The sequence below is a fragment of the Gemmiger sp. An120 genome (genome assembly GCF_002160955.1).
GTDB lineage: Bacteria > Bacillota > Clostridia > Oscillospirales > Ruminococcaceae > Gemmiger_A > Gemmiger_A avium.
The window spans coordinates 116,325-135,811 of record NZ_NFLN01000003.1 but is presented as its reverse complement, the minus strand read 5'-3'; the positions used below and the strand labels follow the sequence as shown (position 1 = coordinate 135,811).

Genomic DNA, 19,487 nt, shown 5'->3' with positions numbered 1-19,487 from the left:
CGGTATGCAGAGCGAACAATGTGTTGAAACTGCCGCCCGCCGGGATACCATCCTTGTGGTGGATGACGTGGAGCTGAATCGCGTCATTCTCAGCGAGGCGTTCCGGGAGGGCTATCGTCTTCTGGAAGCGGAAAACGGCCGCCAGGCGCTGGATCTGGTGCTGGCTGAGCCGGACCGGATCTGCGCCATCCTGCTGGATGTGGTGATGCCGGTAATGGACGGTTTTGCCTTTCTGGAAGAGATGCGGGCCCGGGACCTGCTGGCCCGTATTCCGGTTTTCCTGATCACGGCGGACTCTTCGGAGAGTAATATGCGCCGCGGCTACGACCTGGGCGCCGTGGATATCATCGGCAAACCGGTGCTGCCCTATTTTGTGCGCCGCCGGGTTGAGAGCGTGGTGGAACTTTACCGGGCCCGGGAACAGCTGGGCCGCCGGGTAGAACAGCAGGCCGAAGAGATTCAGCAGCTGGGCCAGTCCATCATCGAAAGTCTGGCCACCGCCATTGAGTTCCGCAGCGGAGAGTCCGGCGAACATGTGCGCCGGATCAGTGCTCTGACCACCTGGATGCTGGAAGAGCTGCGCGCCTGCGGCTATCCGGGCTGCAATTTCACCGATGAGCAGATCAGCCAGATCGCCACCGCTTCCATCCTGCATGACGTGGGCAAGATCGCGGTGCCGGATCAGGTGCTGAACAAGCCCGGCCGCCTTACCGCCGAGGAATTTGAACTGATGAAGATCCATACCGTGCGCGGCTGTGAACTGCTGGAGCAGATTCCGCAGTACCATTCCAATCCGCTGTTCCGGTACGCCTATGATATCTGCCGCCACCACCATGAACGGGTGGATGGCCGCGGCTATCCGGACGGCCTGAAAGGGGAGGAGCTGTCCATCTGGTCGCAGGTGGTGGCGCTGGCCGATGTGTACGACGCACTCACCAATAAGCGGGTCTATAAACCGGCCTTTACCCATGAGAAAGCCATGGAGATGATCCGTACCGGTCAGTGCGGCCAGTTCCAGCCCGCGCTGGTGGACGCGCTTGCCCAGGGACTGGAGCATCATGCCCGCGGCCCGGAAACCAACTGAACACCAGCGGCCCGCCGGCTCTGCGCCGGATGGGCCGCTGGCTCTTTTTTTGCCGGACTTTTACAAAAAAGTGCAGGATTCCGCGGTTTTCCGCTTTTCAGGACTGGTTAAATGTGCTATACTATGGCATACGAATTTGTAAGTCTGCACAAAACAGAGTCATACAATAAAAGGAGGCACCACCTTTGCAGCAGAGAGAAACCATTATCGTGCTGGACTTCGGCGGCCAGTATAACCAGCTGATCGCCCGCCGTGTCCGGGAGTGCGGCGTATACTGCGAGATCTACTCCTATCGTACCCCGCTGGAGACCATCCGGGCCAAGAACCCCCGGGGCATCATCCTGACCGGCGGCCCCAACAGCGTCTACGATCCTGCTTCCGCCACCTGCACCGCCGATCTGTTTGCCATGGGTGTGCCGGTGCTGGGCATCTGCTACGGCAGCCAGCTGATGATGCATCTGCTGGGCGGTCGCGTAGAGCGCGCCCCCGAGCGGGAATACGGCAAGACCGAAGTGTATGTGGATACCGAATCCCTGCTGTTCCAGGAGGTCAATCCCACCACCATCTGCTGGATGAGCCATAACGACTACATCTCCCAGGCGGCGCCCGGCTTCAAGGTGATTGCCCATACCGACCACTGCCCGGTGGCGGCGGTGGAAGCCCCGGACAAGGGCCTGTATGCCGTGCAGTTCCATCCAGAAGTGCTGCATACCCAGCAGGGCAGCCTGATGCTGTCCAACTTTGTGTACAAGGTCTGCGGCTGTGCCGGTGACTGGAAGATGGACAGCTTTGTGGAGCAGTCCATCCAGAACATCCGCGCCAAGGTAGGCAACGGCAAGGTGCTGTGCGCGCTGTCCGGCGGCGTGGATTCCAGCGTGGCGGCGGTCATGCTGGCCAAGGCGGTGGGCCGTCAGCTCACCTGCGTGTTTGTGGATCACGGCCTGCTGCGCAAGGACGAGGGCGACCAGGTGGAGGCCGTTTTCGGCCCCGAAGGTCCCTACGACCTGAACTTTATCCGGGTCAATGCCCAGCAGCGCTTCTACGATAAGCTGGCCGGCCAGGACGACCCCGAGACCAAGCGCAAGATTATCGGCGAGGAGTTCATCCGCGTCTTTGAGGAAGAAGCCAAGAAGATCGGCCGGGTGGACTACCTGGTGCAGGGCACCATCTACCCGGACGTGGTGGAAAGCGGCCTGGGCGGCGAAAGCGCCGTGATCAAGAGCCACCACAACGTGGGCGGCCTGCCCGACTACGTGGACTTCAAGGAGATCATCGAGCCGCTGCGCGACCTGTTCAAGGACGAGGTTCGCGCCGCGGGCCGTGAGCTGGGCCTGCCCGAGGCTCTGGTAGCCCGTCAGCCCTTCCCGGGCCCGGGCCTGGCGGTGCGGATCATCGGTGCCGTCACCCCGGAAAAGGTCCGCATGGTGCAGGAGGCCGACGCCATCTTCCGGGAGGAGATGGCCAACTTTGGCCTGGCCAATGCCGCCAGCCAGTATTTTGCCGCCCTGACCAATATGCGCAGCGTGGGCGTTATGGGTGACGAGCGCACCTACGACTACGCCGTGGCCCTGCGTGCGGTCTCTACCAGCGACTTCATGACCGCCGAGAGCGTCCAGCTTCCCTGGGAACTGCTGGGCAAGGTCACCAGCCGCATCGTAAACGAGGTCCCCCACGTGAACCGCGTCCTCTACGACTGCACCGGCAAGCCCCCGGCAACCATCGAATTTGAATAAGGAATGCCGTCCCCGGAAACCGGAAAACCCTGGTTTCCGGGGACGTTTTTTCAGGCGGGCACCGGTCCGGACGAATCCGGCTGCCGGATTCGTCCTGTCTATAGAAAAAACGGCGGCTTTCCGCCATACAGACAGAGGTGCGCCATGAAAACCATTGCGATCATTGAAGACGATCCCGCCATCGGGGATATGCTGCAGGAGGTGCTGCAAAAGTATTGGAAGCCTGTCAGGTAGAGGAAGAAGATTTCTTCTGCCATGTGACGCACAAAACATGGGACGTCATTCTCCACGACATACGCAAGGCGCACGAAAATGACAGTGAAAGTGCGCCGGATACTACGCCCGCCGATGAACTGATACGGGAAGTACAAAAGGCCATGCAATCGCCGGGGGACAGGGTTCAGCAATTCACGGAGATATTCTGCAAGGCGTTCCGGCTCAAATATAAGCGGCTCTCACAAGAGGAACGAAGCCTTTTGAAGAAGCTGTTCAAGAAATCCCCGCTGATAAAACAGTCCGGTATGAACTTCCGGCGCAGGCCGTGGAAATGAAAAACTGCCGTTGTGGGAATGGGTGTTCCTGCAACGGCAGCTTTGGCTTTCTATTTTCTATATGGCTTACTGAGTTAACTATATCAGCACCTGATCCAATTCCTGAATCATCACATCTGGATGTAATAAAGCATTTTCGCAATGGCCTTTCCCTTTAAAGCATTTTATGACGCTACCGCTATAATTCTTCGCAATAACTTGAGCCGATTTTTTTGCAAGCAGTTCATTTACAGCAGTCCCATAATAAAAATAGATTTTTGTGTTGGGAGTATCTACATCATCCTTTAGTCGAAAGTTCGCTATCTCGCTGATATAATTTATAATAGTTGTATCTGACATATTATCAAGTACCTGTAAGAAATCCCGGAGATATTCTTGTGGGCAAATACTTTTTGTCGCTTGCGCCAATGTTTTTTTGTCTCTTTGTTGTGACTTGTGAGTTATATTCAAATAGAACTGTAGCATCATTCTTTTCATAATGCCATTGACAGATACAAGCGGAGAACCATCAAAAATCACTTTTTCAATTTCTAATTGTCCATTTTGCCATAACGTAGCGGTCAAAACACCACCCATTGACATTCCATAAATGGCATACACGCTTTTACCATAACGGGAAATATAATAATCCTCAAGTTCTCTTGAAGTCTGTAAAAAAGAGAAAAATTTTTCCTGCTTTTTAGGATTGTGTCCAGGCATTATTGGAATAATAATGTGATAGTCTTTTTGATAATGTTCGATATATTTTTCCCATATTTGATAAGGACATTGAAAACCATGTATAAAGATAATCTTTCTTTTGTTTCTATCTCCAAATTCTAATATTTCCATATATGGTGTTCTCCTTAATTCAGATTATTCTTTGCCTTCAACATCTTCATCCTGTTCCAGCTCAATCACATCCAAAATGCCACAATTCAGGGCTTCGCAGATACGAACCAGCGTTTCCATGCTGATATTTTTTCCCTTACCCATGTTGGCAATCATATTCGTGGTAAGACCGGCGGCAATCCGCAAGTCCTCTTTCCTCATGTTGCGCTCAACCAGCGTGTGCCAGAGGGGTTTATAGCTTATGTGCATTTATCCTCCTGCCTTTCTCCCGGTTCCGGGGACTCTGTTCCCATCATATCAAAATTCTTGCTATCCCACAAACATTTCTTGACACAATCGCCGGTTCCGTCTGGATTGTGCTTTTCCTTTCTTTTTTTGATTACATCTACTTAGCCATAAGCTGCTTTGTGCCAACGGGGAACGCCTGCGCCATTACCGGATCTTCTGGGGAATGCTGGCCGGTTTGCTGGCGGTGTCGGCCCTTTCTGTCTGGAACTCCTCCCGCGCGGCCCGGGAAATGGCCCGCATGGGGATCGAGCGTCCGCTGGAATTCTACTTTTTTGCCATGGCCTCTGTCATGGGGGTGGTGTTCGCCGCCTTCATCAGCCTGTTTTTGAGCGCGGAACTGGCGGACGGCGCGGTCCGCAACAAGCTGATCGTCGGGCACTCCCGCGCGTCGGTCTACCTGGCGGATTACCTGGTCTGCCTGGGGGCATGTCTGGCCTTTGTGGCGGCCTGGTTTTTAGGCGGCCTGACCGGGCTGCTGTGCATCGGACCATTCTCCATGAGCCCGGGCGAGGTGCTGGTGTATCTGCTGATCGCGGCCGGCTTTACTGCCTCGTTTGCGGCGCTGTTTGTGCTGATCAGCCTGCTGTGCGACAACAAGGCGCTTACCGTCATCCTGTCGCTGGCCCTGTGGCTGGGGCTTGTCCTGCTGGCGGGGGCGTTTTACGACCGCCTTCACGAGCCGGAAATGAGCGGCGGCGTGATGTATCAGAACGGCGCCTTTCAGGAGGTTGCCCCTCAGCCCAATCCGCTGTACCTGGCAGGGCTGGCCCGGACGGTCTGCCAGTGCCTGCTGGAATTCCTGCCTACAGGGCAGGCCCAGCTGGTATACGGCGTGGAAGTTCAGGCGCCGGTGCGGCAGCTGGCGTTCTCGCTGCTGTTTACCGGTGTGGCCCTGTGGACGGGCATCAAGCTGTTTAAAAAAAAGAAATCCGATAAGAGGTTGCTATGAACGGGATCCTGTGGGGCGTTATCGTTGCGCTGCTGTGTGTGATCGGCGGTCTGTGCTGGAAAATCCGGCTGCTGCGGGTTTCGGCCCGCCAGATCGGGGCGGAATTCCGCGACAGGCTGGCCGCCGATACCAATACGCTGCTCTCCATTTCCAGCCGGGATGCCGCCATGCGGCAGCTGGCGTCGGCGGTGAATGAGCAGCTGCGGCTGCTGCGAAGCCAGCGGCAGCGGTATCAGCAGGGGGACCGGGAGGTCAAGGAGGCGATTGCCAACCTGTCCCATGATCTGCGCACCCCGCTTACGGCGATCAGCGGCTATCTGGAACTGATGGGCCGGCAGCAGCTTCCGCCGGACGCGGCCCGCTATCTGGCGCGGATCGGGGAGCGCACCCAGGCCATGCAGACGCTGACCGAGGAACTGTTCCGCTACTCGCTGACCGTGTCCGCCCCGTCGCTCCAGCTGCAGCCGGTCGATCTGCGGCGCGCCCTGGAGGAAACACTGCTGTCCCTGTACGGGGCGTTCGCCCAAAAGGGCATTGCGCCCGTGCTGGATCTGGCCGAGCCCGGCAGCCGGTTTTTGCTGGACGCCGGGGCGCTGGGCCGGGTGCTGAACAACATCCTGGCCAACGCCCTCAAATACAGCACCGGAGACCTGACCGTCACCCTGAACAGGGAGGGGGTCATGACCTTTTCCAACCGCACGGCCGGTATGGCGGCGGTGGATGTGCAGAAGCTGTTTGACCGCTACTATACGGTGGAAACCGCGCAGAACTCCACCGGGCTGGGGCTTTCCATCGCCCGGCGGCTTACCGGGCAGATGGGCGGCCGGATCGGCGCTGCCTATCATAACGGCTGCCTGACCGTGACGGTGGACTTTTCAGCGGCCCGGCTGCCGGAAGATGCCCCGAAAACCAATTTGTGAAATTTTATATTCCGCTACATTTGTCGTTGAAATTCATTGACAAGTGTAGCGGAAAATTTTATAATGAAAGCGTCGACAAGTGTCCGAAAGGAGAGGCTCTCTTTGAACAACAACACGCAGGAGCGATTGACCGCGGCGGAGCTGGACATCATGCTCTGCCTTTGGAAGTACACCCAGCCGGTGCGCACAGCCCGCCTGCTGGAGGATCTGCAGCCTGTACACAGCTGGACCCTGTCCACCCTCAAGGTGCTGCTGGGCCGGCTGGAGGAAAAGGGTTATGTGCAGGTTACCCGGCAGGGGCGGTTCACCCTGTATCAGCCGCTGGTGGCGGAGGCGGAGTACCGCCGCCGGGAAACCGGCGGTCTGCTGCACCGCTTTTTCGGCGGTTCGCCGCAGAAGCTGGTGGCCTCCCTGGTGGAGGACGGCAGCCTGACCGGGGAGGATATCGCCGCGCTGGAAGCCATTCTGCGCAAAGCGAGGGAGGATCATGCTGACGAAAACCTTTGAGGCGGTGCTGCTGTTTACCCCCTGGGTGACGGTGTTGGCGGTCCTGCTGCTGGCGGCCCGCCGCTGGCTGCTGCAAAACCGGCAGGCAGCCCGGGCGCTGCGCCTGGCCTGGCTGGTGCTGGCGGCTCGCTGCGCGGTGCCGGTGCGGCTGACGCTGCCGCGGCTGGCGGCTTCCCGCCCCGAACCGCCCGCCTGGAGAGCGCCGGTGCTGGTGCAGCCGGAACGTGTGCCGGGTATCCCGCTGCGGCTGGACACAGCGGCCGCGGCAAGCCCGCCCCCGGCGACGGGCCCGTCTCTGTCGGAACTGCTGATGATCCTGTGGGCGCTGGGGGCATTGTGCTTTGTCGCGGTGCAGCTGACGCGCCATCTGGTATTCTGTCGGCAGCTGTGCCGGTGCCGGGTTCGGCTGCCGCTCTGGGGCCGGATCTACCGTTCCCCGGGCGCACGGGTACCGGTTACGATCGGTCTGCTGCGCCCGGCGGTGTACCTGCCGGTTTCTCTCGCTCCTGACGATCTGCCGTTCGTTCTGGCTCATGAGCGGCACCATATCCGCGCGGGGGATCTGTGGTTCCAGCTGCTTTTGCTGGCCGCCCAGACTCTCCACTGGTTCAATCCTGTTGTCCACCGGATGGCCCTGGCCGCCCGGCAGGATATGGAGAGGGCCTGCGATGCGGCGGTGCTGCAAAACAAACCCCTGCCTTACCGGCTGCGCTATGGGGAGACGGTGCTCGCCGCCCTGAAGAACGCGCGGCGGCAGGCGGCGCTCTCGGCGCCGCTGTGCGGGCCGGGGCGGGCGGCGCAGACCCGTTTCAAGGAGATGTTGGATATGCGTACCCCGAAAAAATCCCTGCTGGCGCTGCCCGCGCTGCTCTGCGCCGCGGTGCTGGCCTGCAGTTTATTTACCGCCTGTACCACACAGCCGGAAAGTTCGTCCCTGGCCGGATCCGATCCGGCGGCCTTTTCCACCGAACACGGCGCCTCCGCCCCGGAATCCGCTTCGGTGCCAGGGGATCTGAGCGTCCCCGAACCGCAGAGCAACCCGTCCACCTTTGATTCGGATACCGACGCATCCGGCCCGGCCGCAGGATCGGGCGAACCGGCTGCCGCCAACACGGGCTTTACCTGGCCGGTGCCCGACGCCGAATCCATACGACGGCTATACGGCGGCAACCATGCCGGCGTGGACATTATTGATGAATATGACACCCCCATATATGCCATTCAGGACGGTACGGTGCTTGCCGCCGGTACAAACTATGAAGAAACGGATGATATAGCAAATCACTGGTCCTATGGTATCCGTGTGACCCTGGATCACGGAGACGGTTTGAAGAGCGTGTATGCCCACCTGTCCGGTGTGGCGGTGAAAACCGGTGATACGGTGGAAAAAGGCCAGCTGGTTGGCTATATGGGATCCAGCGGCCGTTCCACCGGCACCCATCTGCATCTGGAAACATGGCAGGATGGAAGCCGATTTGATCCCCTTACTTTGTTCAGCGCAGACGAAATCCCGGAGATAGAGGAGGAACAAAACTCGGAAGACCCGTCCGCCGCATCCGGTACAGAGCCATAACCATCCCTGTGCGTCTGCTCCCCATACCATGAACCCCAAAAACGTCCTGTGCCCTGCGTTGGGCGCAGGGCCTTTTTTGTGTGCGGATTGCCCAATATTTTTCCGTTTGGTGCTGTGAATCTGGATGATATGAAATCTGGAAAAGTAAAAATATAACAATGAATGTAAAAAAAGTGAAAACACAGGTAAAATGGTGAGGAAAAGGTAAAAAAACCAAAAAGCCGCCCGGCGGGGGGATTTGGTATCATAATGTCAGAAAGACGCGGACATTACACCGCGCACATCCATGAGGAAACAAGGAGGAGTATCCCATGAAAAAATTGATCGCGCTTGCACTGGCCGGTCTGATGGCTTTCTCTCTGGTTGCCTGCGGTTCCGGCAACGGAGGCAACAACGGCGGCAGCACCGGTGAGGACGGTGACCTGCCCGTGCTGCGGGTGGCGGCAATGCCCACCATCACCAGCCTGCCCACCTACTACATCCAGAAGAACGGCCTGGACGTGGCCGCCGGCTTCAAGATGGAAGTTACCATGTTCGATACCGGCGCGCCCATGAACGAGGCGCTGGCCGCCGACCTGTGGGACGTGGGCCATATGGGCGCCGCGGCCGTCACCGGCATGGCCAACTACGATGAGATGATCATCGGCGAGGTGCTGGAGTCCACCGACGGCCAGGGCGTCTTCGTCACCCCGGACAGCCCCATCGCCCAGGACACCGGCTACAATCCCTCCTATCCCACCGTGCTGGGCAGCCCCGAGACAGTCACCGGCATCACCATCCTCTGCCCCGTGGGCACCGCGCAGCACTTCACCGTTCTGAAATGGCTGGAGAAGCTGGGTCTGGAAGCCACCGACGTGAACGTGGTCAACCTGGACACCGTGCAGGCCTACCAGGCGCTGCAGGCCAATCAGGGCGACGCCGCTTCCCTGAATGTGCCCACCTTCTTTGACGCGGTCAACGACGGCATGGTGCAGGTGGCCAACCTGGCCGACCTGGGCACCCGCTATGTGGACCAGATCGTGGCCAACCGCAAGGCCGTGGAGGGCAAGCCCGAGCTGGTGCAGAAGTATGTGGACTGCGTGCTGGAGGCCAACGCCGCCCTGGCCGCCGATCCCGACATGGCCACCGACCTGCTGGTGGAGTTCCTGAAGGACGCCGGCATGGAGACCAGCCGCGAGAACTGCGCCTCCGACCTGGGCCGCGTCAAGTGGCTGCTGAAGGAGGACTGGGCCGGCCGCACCCTGGGCAACTTCGCCAAGGAGCTGGGCGAGTTCTATGTGAGCCAGGGCCAGCTGGACGACAGCGCGCTGGACAAGTTCACCACCAACGTGGACAACACCTTCGTGAAGGCCTACCAGGGCTGATCCCCGCCAAGAGATACGATAGAGGGCCGGCCCGCGGCTCATGCGAGCCGCGGGCCGGCCCCGTCCTTTGAAAGCCCTCCGATTGAGAAAGGTGTGAAGAGCGAATGAAGCAGTTTCTGCAAAAACACAAGTATAAGCTGATCTCGGTGTGCTCCTTCCTGTTCGTGCTGCTGGTCTGGGAGCTGGTCACCGACGTGTTCCACGCCATCAGCCCCCTGATGCTGCCCAGCCCGGCCAAGATCCTGGAGACCTTTATCTATAAGCTGTCCGGCGGCACCAACCCGGACGGTGCCACCCTGTTCGAGAACATCTGGGCCAGCCTGAAGATCGCCCTGGGCGGCTATGTGGTGGGGGTGCTGATCGGCGTGCCCCTGGGCGTGGGCATGGCCTGGAGCCGCCGTTTCGAGCTGTTTGCCAAGCCCCTGTTCAACATCATCCGCCCGCTGCCCGCCCTGGCCTGGATCCCCCTGATGATCCTGTGGCTGGGCATCGGCTACCGCTCCAAGATCGGCATCATCTTCTTTGCCGCCTTCATCAGCGCCACCGTCAACTCCTACACCGGCATCCGGCGCACCAGCCAGGTGCATCTGTGGGTGGGCAAGACCTTCGGCGCCGCCAACCGGCAGCTGCTGTTCAAGGTGGCCATCCCCACCGCGCTGCCCATGATCTTCACCGGCCTGCGGCTGGCTTTGGGCTCCGCCTGGGTGGCCCTGGTGGCCGCCGAGCTGCTGGCCGCCACCCGCGGCCTGGGCTTCATGATCCAGATGGCCCGTATGCTGGGCCGCCCGGACGTGATCATCGTGGGCATGCTCACCATCGGCTTCATCGGCCTGCTGCTCAACACCGTGCTGGAGAAGCTGCAAAACAAGTTTGTTAAGGGGGCGAAAAAAGGATGATCGATACCACGAGCAAAAGCCGGTTCAGCATCAAGCAGCTGACCGTCATCTACACCATCATCTCCCTGCTGTCCCTTCTGGTGGTCTGGGAGCTGGCCGCCCGCTTCACCAGCGCGTCCATGTTCCTGCCGCCGGCCAGCCAGGTCCTGATGGCCTTCTGCCGCAGCTTTGTGGAGCCCATCGGCAAGCACACCATGCTGGTGCACCTGGGCTACAGCCTCTACCGGGTGGCGGTGGCCTTCGCCATCTCCACCGTCACCGGCATCGCGCTGGGCGTGGGCATGGGCTATTCCCGGCTGCTGGAAGCCATCCTCAAGCCTCTGTTCGAGTTCATCCGCCCCATCCCGCCCCTGGCCTGGATCCCCCTGTCCATCCTGTGGTTCGGCCTGGGCGACACCGGCAAGTTCTTTATCATCTTTCTGGGCTGCTTCTGCTTCATCACCGTCAACACCTACGACGGCGCCAAGAATGTGGACCCGGAGCTGATGGGCGCGGCCCGGATGCTGGGCGCCAGCGAGCGCCAGGTCTTCTTTGAGATCGTGCTGCCCAGCTCGGTGCCCTACATCTTCGCCGGCCTGCAGATCGCCGTCACCGCCGGCTGGAGCGCCGTGGTGGGCGCCGAGATGGTCCAGTCCAACGAGGGCGTGGGCTGGATGATCGTGCGGGGCATGAGCACCGGCAACACCCAGCAGATCATGGTGGGCATGGTGGCCATCGGCATCGTGGGCTTTATTCTGGCCAATCTGACAAGTGCTTTGGAGAGGAGACTGTGCGCATGGAACGAGCAAAAGGGAGTGTGACCGGCAACGTGGTGCTGGAGTGCCGCAACGTGGGCCGCACCTTCAAGGGCTACAACGGCGGGCCGGACAACGAGGTGCTCCGGGGCGTGGACTTCGAGGTGCGCGAGAACGAGTTCCTGGTGCTGTTCGGCGCAGGCCAGTGCGGCAAGACCACCCTTCTGAACATCCTGGCGGGGCTGGATATGCCCACCGAGGGCGAGGTCTTTGCCCGGGGCAAGAAGGTCACCGGGCCTGCCCCCGAGCGGGGCGTGGTCTACCAGAAGACCTCCCTCTTCCCCTGGATGACGGTGGAGGATAACGTGGGCTTCGGCCCCAAGGTGCGCCACATGCCCAAGGCCGAGCGGGCCGCGCGCATCAAAAAGTATCTGGAGCTGGTGGGGCTCACCGGCTTTGAAAAGAGCTTCCCCGGCCAGCTGTCCGGCGGCATGCGCCAGCGGGTGGGCATCGCCCGGGCCTACGCCAACCAGCCGGACATCATGCTCATGGACGAGCCCTTCGGCCACCTGGACGCCCAGACCCGCTACATGATGGAAGAGGAGCTCCAGCGCATCTGGCAGAAGGAAAAGCGCACGGTGGTCTTCGTTACCAACAACATCGAGGAGGCCCTGTTCCTGGCCGACCGGATCATCCTGCTGACCAACTGCCCCACCCACATCAAGAAAGAGTATGCGATCGACATGCCCCATCCCCGCGACTATGTGGACCCGGAGTTTTTGCGCCTGCGTCAGGAGATCACCGACAACATGGATCTGACGCTGTGAGAGAGGAGAGCATACCATGCAAGAGAACAACCAGCCCAAGGTACGGGTGCGCAACCTCACCAAGCAGTTCGGCGATCTGCTGGTGCTCAACGACATCTCCTTCGACGTGCAGCCCGGCGAGTTTTTGTGCATCGTGGGCCCCACCGGCTGCGGCAAGACCACCTTTCTGAACAGCCTGACCCGGCTGTACGAGCCCACCAAGGGGGAGATCCTGCTGGACGGCGAGCCGGTGGACCTGAAAAAGCACAACATCGCCTATATTTTCCAGGAGTATTCCACCATGCCCTGGCTGACGGTGGAAGAAAACGTGGGCTTCGGCCTGGATATCAAGGGTGTGGAAAAGAGCAAGGCCAAGGCCCTGGTGGACGAGTATCTGGACATCGTGGGCCTGACCAAATACCGCAAATACTATCCGGATCAGCTGTCCGCCAGCATGTTGCAGCGGGTGGTCATCGCCCGCGCCTTTGCCACCCAGCCGGACCTGCTGCTCATGGACGAGCCCTACGGCCAGCTGGATATCCAGCTGCGCTACCACCTGGAGGACGAGCTCATCAGCCTGTGGCAGCGCACCGGCACCACCGTGCTGTTCATCACCCACAACATCGAGGAAGCGGTCTACATGGGCCAGCGGATCCTGGTGCTAACCAACAAGCCCACCAGCATCAAGTGCACCATCGACGACGATCTGCCCCGCCCCCGGGACATCGCCAGCCCGGACTTTGTCAAGCTGCGCAATCAGGTTACCGATCTGATCAAGTGGTGGTAATCCGCCGCCATACAACCATTCAGGCCCGTTTTTTCGGGCGCGCCGGAACGGCAGGCCGCCCTTTGTGGGCAGCCTTTACATTCCGGGGCGGGGATGCTATGCTAAGATAGTGTGCCGCCGCGCGCCGGAGAAAACGGGCGTTTTTGAGTCAGGAGGAATCCGATCATGCATCGACCCAACGTGGTGTTTATCATCTCCGACGACCAGGGATACTGGTCACTGGGCTGCGCGGGAAACAAAGAGATCATCACCCCCCACATCGACCGGCTGGCCGCCGAGGGCACCCGGTTCGACAATTTCTTCTGCGCTTCACCGGTCTGCAGCCCGGCCCGGGCTTCGCTGCTTACCGGCTGCATCCCCTCCCAGCACGGCGTCCACGACTGGCTGCGGGACGACGACGAGCGCCAGTCCGCCATCGAGTACCTGGCCGGCCAGTACTCCTACACCCGGGCCCTGGTGGAAAACGGCTACGACTGCGCGCTGTCCGGCAAGTGGCACATGGGCGCTTCCGCCAAGGTGCAGCAGGGCTTCACCCACTGGTTCTGCCACAAGTCCGGCGGCGGCCCCTACTACGGCGCGCCGCTCTACAAGGACGGCAAGCTCTACCGGGAGGAGCGCTACGTCACCGACGCCATCACCGACGACGCCCTGGAATACCTGGACTCCCGCCAGGGGCAGGAGGGACCCTTCTACCTGCATGTGGCCTACACCGCCCCCCACGCCCCCTGGCTGAACAACCATCCCAAGGAGTACACCGACCTGTACAAGGACTGCCCCTTCGAGTCGGTGCCCCATCTGCCCCGTCACCCGGACAGCATCTATCTGACCGACGAGGTGGCCAAGGACGAGCGGGCCAACCTGATCGGATATTTTGCCGCGGTCACCGCCATGGACGCGGGGATTGGCCGCATCCTGGCCAAACTGGACGAGATGGGCCTGGCGGAGGATACCCTGGTGGTCTTTACCGCCGACAACGGGTTCAGCTGTGGGCACCACGGCTTCTGGGGCAAGGGCAACGCCACCTTCCCGCTGAACATGTACGAGGAATCGGTCAAGGTGCCCTTCATTGCCCGGCATCCCGGCCGCATCCCGGCGGGCCGCGTCTGCGACGCGCTGGTCTCCGCCTACGACTTTATGCCCACCCTGCTGGACTATCTGGACGTGCCCTGCACCGACACGCTGGAACGACCGGGCACCTCCTTTGCGCCGGCGTTGCGGGGCGAGGCGTTCCGCCAGCACGACGAGGTGGTGGTCATGGACGAATACGGCCCCAACCGCATGATCCGGGACCGCCGGTTCAAGTATGTGGCCCGGTATCCCTACGGCCCCAATGAGCTCTACGACCTGCAGGAAGACCCGGGCGAGACCCGCAACCTGCTGGTACAGGGCGGTGCCGAAGGGCTGGAACAGTCCATGCGGCGGCGCCTGGAGGCCTGGTTTGCCCGGTATGTGAATCCACAGATCGACGGCGCCCGGGAGGCGGTGTTCGGTTCCGGCCAGATCGGCCTGGCAGGCCTGTGGGGGGATGGTTCTCCCGCCCACAGCTGTGACGACTACATCAAGGAGAACCCCAACTACGCGCCCTATCGGGTGAAATGACACACGGGAGGCGAGCAGATGCGAAAAATGTGCCGGAAATTGCGGGAAGAGGCTTCCCGTCTGCGCTGTCAGCTGTTTACGGCCTATTTCGTGCTGTTCGCCGCCTTTTTTATTCTGGTGGTGCTGATGCTCACCACCATGGTGCGGGGCCTGCTGGTGGACCAGATCGGCGGCAGCCGCCTGGATGTGCTGCGCCAGATTGCCGAGCGGGCCAACATCGTCAAAACCAGCAGCGTCACCCTGTCCAACCTGTATACCTATGAGATCTCCAGCCACCGGTATCTGCAGGGCCAGCCGGACGCGGAAAGCCAGGCGGAAGCAGCCAGCTACCTGGATCGCCAGAAACAGGTGTACGACGAGGTGTTTGCCCATATCGGGCTGGGATATGAGGTGCTGTTTCTGGGGGAGAACGGCTTCTCCTACTGTTCAGATCCATCCGCGGACTGGCAGGAGGCAGTACCCGGTCAGCTCTGGTACCGGCACCTGCTGGAAGACCTGAAGAATTCTCAGCAGGGCGGGGTGGAGTTTTCCCGCACCTTTCCCTCGGTTACTGGCAGCGGGGAAGGGTTCCAGTTCGCCGCCGGCCGCATTGTGACCGGCCTGGACGGCAACGGTGTGCTGCTCATCCTGATCGATGAACAGCTGCTGGAAAACCTGTACAGTTCCGTGCAGGGGCAGGGCAGCGAGATCTTTATTTACGACCAGGACGGCCTGGTGGTTTCCCACTCCAATAAGAAGATGCTGGGCAAGCAGTTCTTTGACGTGGACTACATGAGACAGACCTATGGCGTTGACAGCTACGATATTGTATCCCGCCAGGGACAGGATTATCTGCTGTCCACCTTTCTGGATGAGGAGGTGGACTGGACCATTGTGGAGATGATCCCTACCAATGCAATCTTTGGTGCGTTGGACCGGCTGTACTGGATGGTGGGCTGCCTGCTGGCGGGGGCGCTGGTGCTGGCCATGCTGCTGTCCTGGCACATGGCCCGGCGGGTGGCCCGGCCCCTGAGTGATCTGAGCGCCGCCATGGATCGGTTTGGCACGCCGGAATTTGTGCCGCCCTCCGCCGCCACCGGCACCCAGGAACTGGATCACCTGCAGGAAAGCTTCAACCATATGGCCGGCGAGATTGACCGGCTTATGGCCGCGGTGCGGGAGCGGGAAGGGCAGAAACGCCAGTTGGAGATGAATTTCCTGCGGGCCCAGATCAACCCCCATTTCCTGTACAACATGCTCTTTTCCATCCGCTGTACCATCGAGGTGGGCAAGAGCAGCCAGGCGGCTCAGATGCTCAGCGCCTTTACCGATCTGCTGCGCAGTACGCTGGCGGTCAAAGCGCCGCTTATTCCGCTGCAGGAAGAACTGGAAAGCACCCGCAAATACCTGGTGGTGCAGAAGCTGCGCTGCGGCGATAAGATCAACTATGAATTTGACGTGCAGCCCGGCACCAAAAACTGTCTGGTGCCGCCGCTGATTCTGCAGCCGCTGGTGGAAAATGCTATCTTCCACGGGCTGGAGGCCAAACCGGACGCGGACATGCTGGTGATCTCCACCGCATTTAAGGACGGGGACCTGCTGCTCACCGTTACCGATGACGGGGCGGGTATGGGTCCGGAGGAACTGGCCGCCGTGCGGGAACGTATGAGCCGCCCGCCGGAAAAGGACGGAAACTCCATCGGCATGGCCAATGTGCACAGCCGCATCCGGCTGAACTGGGGCGAACCCTACGGCCTGACGGTGGACAGCACGCCGGAAATCGGCACCACCGTTACCCTGCGGATGCCGGCGGTTTTCTCAGAGGAAAGGAACGACCATGAAGGTACTGATCGCGGATGACGAGACCATGATCTGTGAATGGCTGCAGTTCTGCATCTCCCAGAACCCTGCCTGCGAACTGGTGGGGGTGGCGCACAATGGCCGGGAGGCGCTGGAACTGGCCGGTCGGGAAGCGCCCGACCTGATCCTCACCGATATCAAGATGCCGGTGATGGATGGCCTGGAACTGCTGCATGCTCTGCGGGAGGCGGGCAGCCGGGTGCGGGTCGTCGTGCTTACAGCGTTTGCAGAGTTCGATCTGGCCCGGCAGGCGCTGCGGGACGGCGCGTCTGAATACATCCTCAAAACCGAAATGAAAAACGAGATGCTGCAGGAACTGCTGGACCGGGTGAACCGGGAACTGAACCTGAGTGGTGCGGCCAGCGGAATTGCCAACTCGCCCCAGGCCCATTCCATCATCCGGCGCATCCTGCGGCAGGAACGGGATTTGACCAGTGAGGACCTGGAAGAACTGCGCCGGTGCGGCGTGCACTGGCGGGACAACGGCCTGTTTGCGCTGGCGGTGTGGAAAAAAGACCTGATGAACGGGGGCCTGAGCTTTCCCCGGGAGGAGCAGATCCGCCATGTGGCCGGTTTTGACTATACCGACCGGATCTATGTGGTGGTGGGCAACCTGCTGCGGGCGCTGAGCAGCGGCGAAAAGGCCCGCAAGCTTACCGCCTACGCCAAAGAAGTGCAGGCCATGAACCACTGTATGGTGGGGGTCAGTTCGGTCACCGATGAACTGCGGCAGATCCCCTCGCTGGTGTTCCAGGCCGCCTGTACCCTGGGCCAGGGCTTTTATAAAGGGGAAGTGGCGCTGTATGAACCCAGCCAGCCGCTGTCCCGTCTGTTTGAACTGCACCGGGGCTGGAAAAGCGAGATGGCCGGGCTGCGTGTGCAGCTGTACCAGGCCGACGGTGCCCGCCGCCGGGAACTTCTGGAACAGTTTCTGCAGCAGATCAGCACCGACCGTATCCCGGCAGTAGATCTGCTGGGCAAGTGGTTCCTGGATGCGTTTGACCTGTTTGCTCTGCAGGCCCGGGAACAGGGCGCTGAACTGCCGGAGCAGGATGCGCTGCGGGCCCGGCTGGCGGGCAGTGTGTCCCTGCGGGAGGTGCGGGAGATTCTGGGCCAGGTGTCGGAACTGTGCCGGGAAACTGACGAGCCCCACCGGCCGCGCTCCAACAATATCCGGCTGGCGGTGGAGTATCTGCGCAAGCATTATGCCGAACCGCTCAGCCTGGAACAGGTGGCCGCCCAGGTCTACCTGAACCCGGATTACTTTTCCCGGGCATTCAAGGAGGAGATGGGCCTCACCTTTGTCAATTACCTGACCGACCTGCGGATGCAGCATTCGGTGCAGCTGCTGGAAAACACCGCGCTGCGGGTGCAGAACATCGCCCAGTCGGTGGGATATGCCAACGTGAGCTACTTTTCTACCCTGTTTAAGAAGAAATACGGAATGAGCCCCTACGAATACCGCCGCAAGGACGACTGAACCCAAGGAGGTGCCCTCTATGCGCGCCATAATGGTCATGTACGATTCCCTCAACCGGCATATGCTGGCTCCCTACGGCTGCGACTGGACCCAAACGCCGCAGTTTACCCGGCTGGCGGAACATGCCGTTACCTTTGACAACTGCTGGGTGGGCAGCATGCCCTGCATGCCGGCCAGGCGGGAACTGCACACCGGCCGGTACAACTTTCTGCACCGCAGCTGGGGCCCGCTGGAACCCTTTGACGATTCCATGCCCGAGCAGCTGAAAAATGCCGGTATCCACACCCATTTGATCAGCGACCACTATCATTACTGGGAGGATGGCGGTGCCACCTATCACCAGCGGTATACCACCTGGGACTGTGTGCGCGGCCAGGAGGGGGACAACTGGGCCCCGCTGGTGGGATTTGACGGCGGGCCCCGCCCGCACCGCAATATCTGCGGCGAGCCGGCCGACCGCTGGGTGGAGCAGGATTTTGCCAACCGCACCCGCATGCCGGAGGCTGCCTGCCAGCCCCAGTGCCGGACCTTCCAAAAAGGGCTGGACTTTCTGCGGGAAAACCACGGCCGGGACAACTGGTTCTTGCAGATCGAGACCTTTGATCCGCACGAGCCGTTCTTTGTGCAGCCGGAGTACGACGCCCGTTTCCCGGACGGCTACCAGGGCCCCTTCTGCGACTGGCCGGATTACCGGCCGGTAAACGACCAGGACAGCCCGGAGTTTATTGACCATATGCGCCGCCGGTATGCCGCGCTGCTGTCTATGTGCGACGAGAACCTGGGCCGGATTCTGGACGCAATGGATGAGTACGACCTGTGGAAAGACACCCTGCTCATCGTAAACACCGATCACGGTTTTCTGCTGGCGGAACACGGCCAGTGGGCCAAGTGCCATTGCCCGTTCTACGGCGAGGTAGCTCACACACCGCTGTTTATCTGGGATCCCCGCACCGGCCGCCAGGGCGTGCGGGCCTCCAGCCTGGTGCAGACCATCGACCTGCCCGCCACATTGCTGGAATTCTTCGGTCAGCCCCTGCCGCCGGATATGCAGGGCCGTCCGCTCCGCCCGGTGCTGGAACGGGACGAGCCGGTGCATGAAGCCGGATTGTTCGGTATCTTCGGCGGGCAGGTCTGCTGCACCGACGGACAGTGGGTCTATATGCGCAGCCCGGTTCCCGGCAACCAGCCCCGGTATGAGTATACCCTGATGCCCACCCGCCACGGCGGCCGCCGTGCCTTTATCCACAACGAGATTTTGCAGCGTATGCAGCTGCATCCGGCTTTCTCCTTTACCAAGGGGGTGCCAGTGCTGCGTCTGCCCTCTGAGAACTGGATTTCCCAGGCGGAGTATCCCACCATGCTGTTCCGGATGGATCAGGACCCGGCTCAGCTTCATTCGGTGAACGACCCGGAGCAGGAGGCCCGGATGCTGGCGCTGATGGCCCGTCTGATGCGGGAGAATGACTGCCCGCCCGAGCAGTTCCAGCGCATGGGCATAAAGATAAGCTGAAATACCCGTTGACAAACGCAGCTTCGCATGGTATTA

18 protein-coding genes are annotated in these 19,487 nt (G+C 60.6%); 16 read left to right on the top strand and 2 right to left on the bottom strand.

The window, feature by feature from the left end:
- The first annotated feature begins 4 nt into the window (after positions 1–4).
- From B5E65_RS03995 to B5E65_RS03985, 3 genes are all read left to right on the top strand, one after another.
- Entirely contained in the window at positions 5–1,084 is a 1,080-nt protein-coding gene (locus B5E65_RS03995; RefSeq protein WP_087170485.1) for an HD-GYP domain-containing protein, read from the top strand.
- Between the two features lie 185 nt (positions 1,085–1,269).
- Complete coding sequence (gene guaA / locus B5E65_RS03990) at positions 1,270–2,817, top strand: glutamine-hydrolyzing GMP synthase (protein WP_087170484.1); 1,548 nt, start codon at positions 1,270–1,272, stop codon at positions 2,815–2,817.
- A gap of 215 nt (positions 2,818–3,032) precedes the next feature.
- Entirely contained in the window at positions 3,033–3,368 is a 336-nt protein-coding gene (locus B5E65_RS03985) for a hypothetical protein (protein WP_242957471.1), read from the top strand.
- A 78-nt stretch (positions 3,369–3,446) separates the two neighbouring features.
- On the opposite strand, the gene B5E65_RS03980 is transcribed toward B5E65_RS03985, so the two are convergent.
- A complete protein-coding gene (locus tag B5E65_RS03980) occupies positions 3,447–4,199 on the bottom strand; it encodes an alpha/beta fold hydrolase (protein ID WP_087170483.1) in 753 nt (250 codons plus the stop codon).
- A gap of 24 nt (positions 4,200–4,223) precedes the next feature.
- Complete coding sequence (locus B5E65_RS03975) at positions 4,224–4,448, bottom strand: helix-turn-helix domain-containing protein (protein ID WP_087170482.1); 225 nt, start codon at positions 4,446–4,448, stop codon at positions 4,224–4,226.
- 202 nt (positions 4,449–4,650) lie between these two features.
- Between B5E65_RS03975 and B5E65_RS03970 the strand changes: the two genes are divergently transcribed.
- From B5E65_RS03970 to B5E65_RS03910, 13 genes are all read left to right on the top strand, one after another.
- Positions 4,651–5,436 (top strand): ABC-2 transporter permease, encoded by a 786-nt coding sequence (locus B5E65_RS03970; RefSeq protein ID WP_087170481.1) that lies wholly within the window; start codon positions 4,651–4,653, stop codon positions 5,434–5,436.
- Positions 5,433–6,356 carry a sensor histidine kinase gene (locus tag B5E65_RS03965; protein ID WP_087170480.1) on the top strand — a complete coding sequence of 308 codons (924 nt, stop codon included), beginning with the start codon at positions 5,433–5,435 and terminating at the stop codon, positions 6,354–6,356. Before B5E65_RS03970 ends, B5E65_RS03965 begins: the two co-directional genes overlap by 4 nt.
- A gap of 102 nt (positions 6,357–6,458) precedes the next feature.
- Positions 6,459–6,863: a BlaI/MecI/CopY family transcriptional regulator gene (locus tag B5E65_RS03960; protein ID WP_158098510.1), complete on the top strand. Its 405-nt coding sequence runs from the start codon at positions 6,459–6,461 to the stop codon at positions 6,861–6,863.
- Entirely contained in the window at positions 6,844–8,436 is a 1,593-nt protein-coding gene (locus B5E65_RS03955) for a M23/M56 family metallopeptidase (RefSeq protein ID WP_087170478.1), read from the top strand. The genes B5E65_RS03960 and B5E65_RS03955 overlap by 20 nt, the downstream gene beginning before the upstream one ends.
- 311 nt (positions 8,437–8,747) lie before the next feature.
- A complete protein-coding gene (locus B5E65_RS03950) occupies positions 8,748–9,800 on the top strand; it encodes an ABC transporter substrate-binding protein (RefSeq protein ID WP_087170477.1) in 1,053 nt (350 codons plus the stop codon).
- A gap of 104 nt (positions 9,801–9,904) precedes the next feature.
- On the top strand, positions 9,905–10,696 hold the full coding sequence (locus tag B5E65_RS03945; protein WP_087170476.1) for an ABC transporter permease: 792 nt from the start codon (positions 9,905–9,907) through the stop codon (positions 10,694–10,696).
- Complete coding sequence (locus B5E65_RS03940) at positions 10,693–11,496, top strand: ABC transporter permease (protein ID WP_087170475.1); 804 nt, start codon at positions 10,693–10,695, stop codon at positions 11,494–11,496. Before B5E65_RS03945 ends, B5E65_RS03940 begins: the two co-directional genes overlap by 4 nt.
- Positions 11,472–12,257, top strand: coding sequence for an ABC transporter ATP-binding protein (locus B5E65_RS03935; protein WP_087170474.1), 786 nt, complete (start codon positions 11,472–11,474; stop codon positions 12,255–12,257). Before B5E65_RS03940 ends, B5E65_RS03935 begins: the two co-directional genes overlap by 25 nt.
- A gap of 16 nt (positions 12,258–12,273) precedes the next feature.
- A complete protein-coding gene (locus B5E65_RS03930; RefSeq protein ID WP_087170473.1) occupies positions 12,274–13,023 on the top strand; it encodes an ABC transporter ATP-binding protein in 750 nt (249 codons plus the stop codon).
- Positions 13,024–13,188: 165 nt separating this feature from the next.
- Positions 13,189–14,622, top strand: a complete 1,434-nt coding sequence (locus tag B5E65_RS03925) for a sulfatase family protein (RefSeq protein WP_087170472.1) — start codon at positions 13,189–13,191, stop codon at positions 14,620–14,622.
- A gap of 18 nt (positions 14,623–14,640) precedes the next feature.
- Positions 14,641–16,461: a cache domain-containing sensor histidine kinase gene (locus B5E65_RS03920; protein WP_087170471.1), complete on the top strand. Its 1,821-nt coding sequence runs from the start codon at positions 14,641–14,643 to the stop codon at positions 16,459–16,461.
- Positions 16,439–17,941 carry a response regulator gene (locus B5E65_RS03915; protein ID WP_087170470.1) on the top strand — a complete coding sequence of 501 codons (1,503 nt, stop codon included), beginning with the start codon at positions 16,439–16,441 and terminating at the stop codon, positions 17,939–17,941. Before B5E65_RS03920 ends, B5E65_RS03915 begins: the two co-directional genes overlap by 23 nt.
- Positions 17,942–17,960: 19 nt before the next feature.
- Entirely contained in the window at positions 17,961–19,451 is a 1,491-nt protein-coding gene (locus tag B5E65_RS03910; RefSeq protein WP_087170469.1) for a sulfatase, read from the top strand.
- Positions 19,452–19,487: the final 36 nt, after the last annotated feature.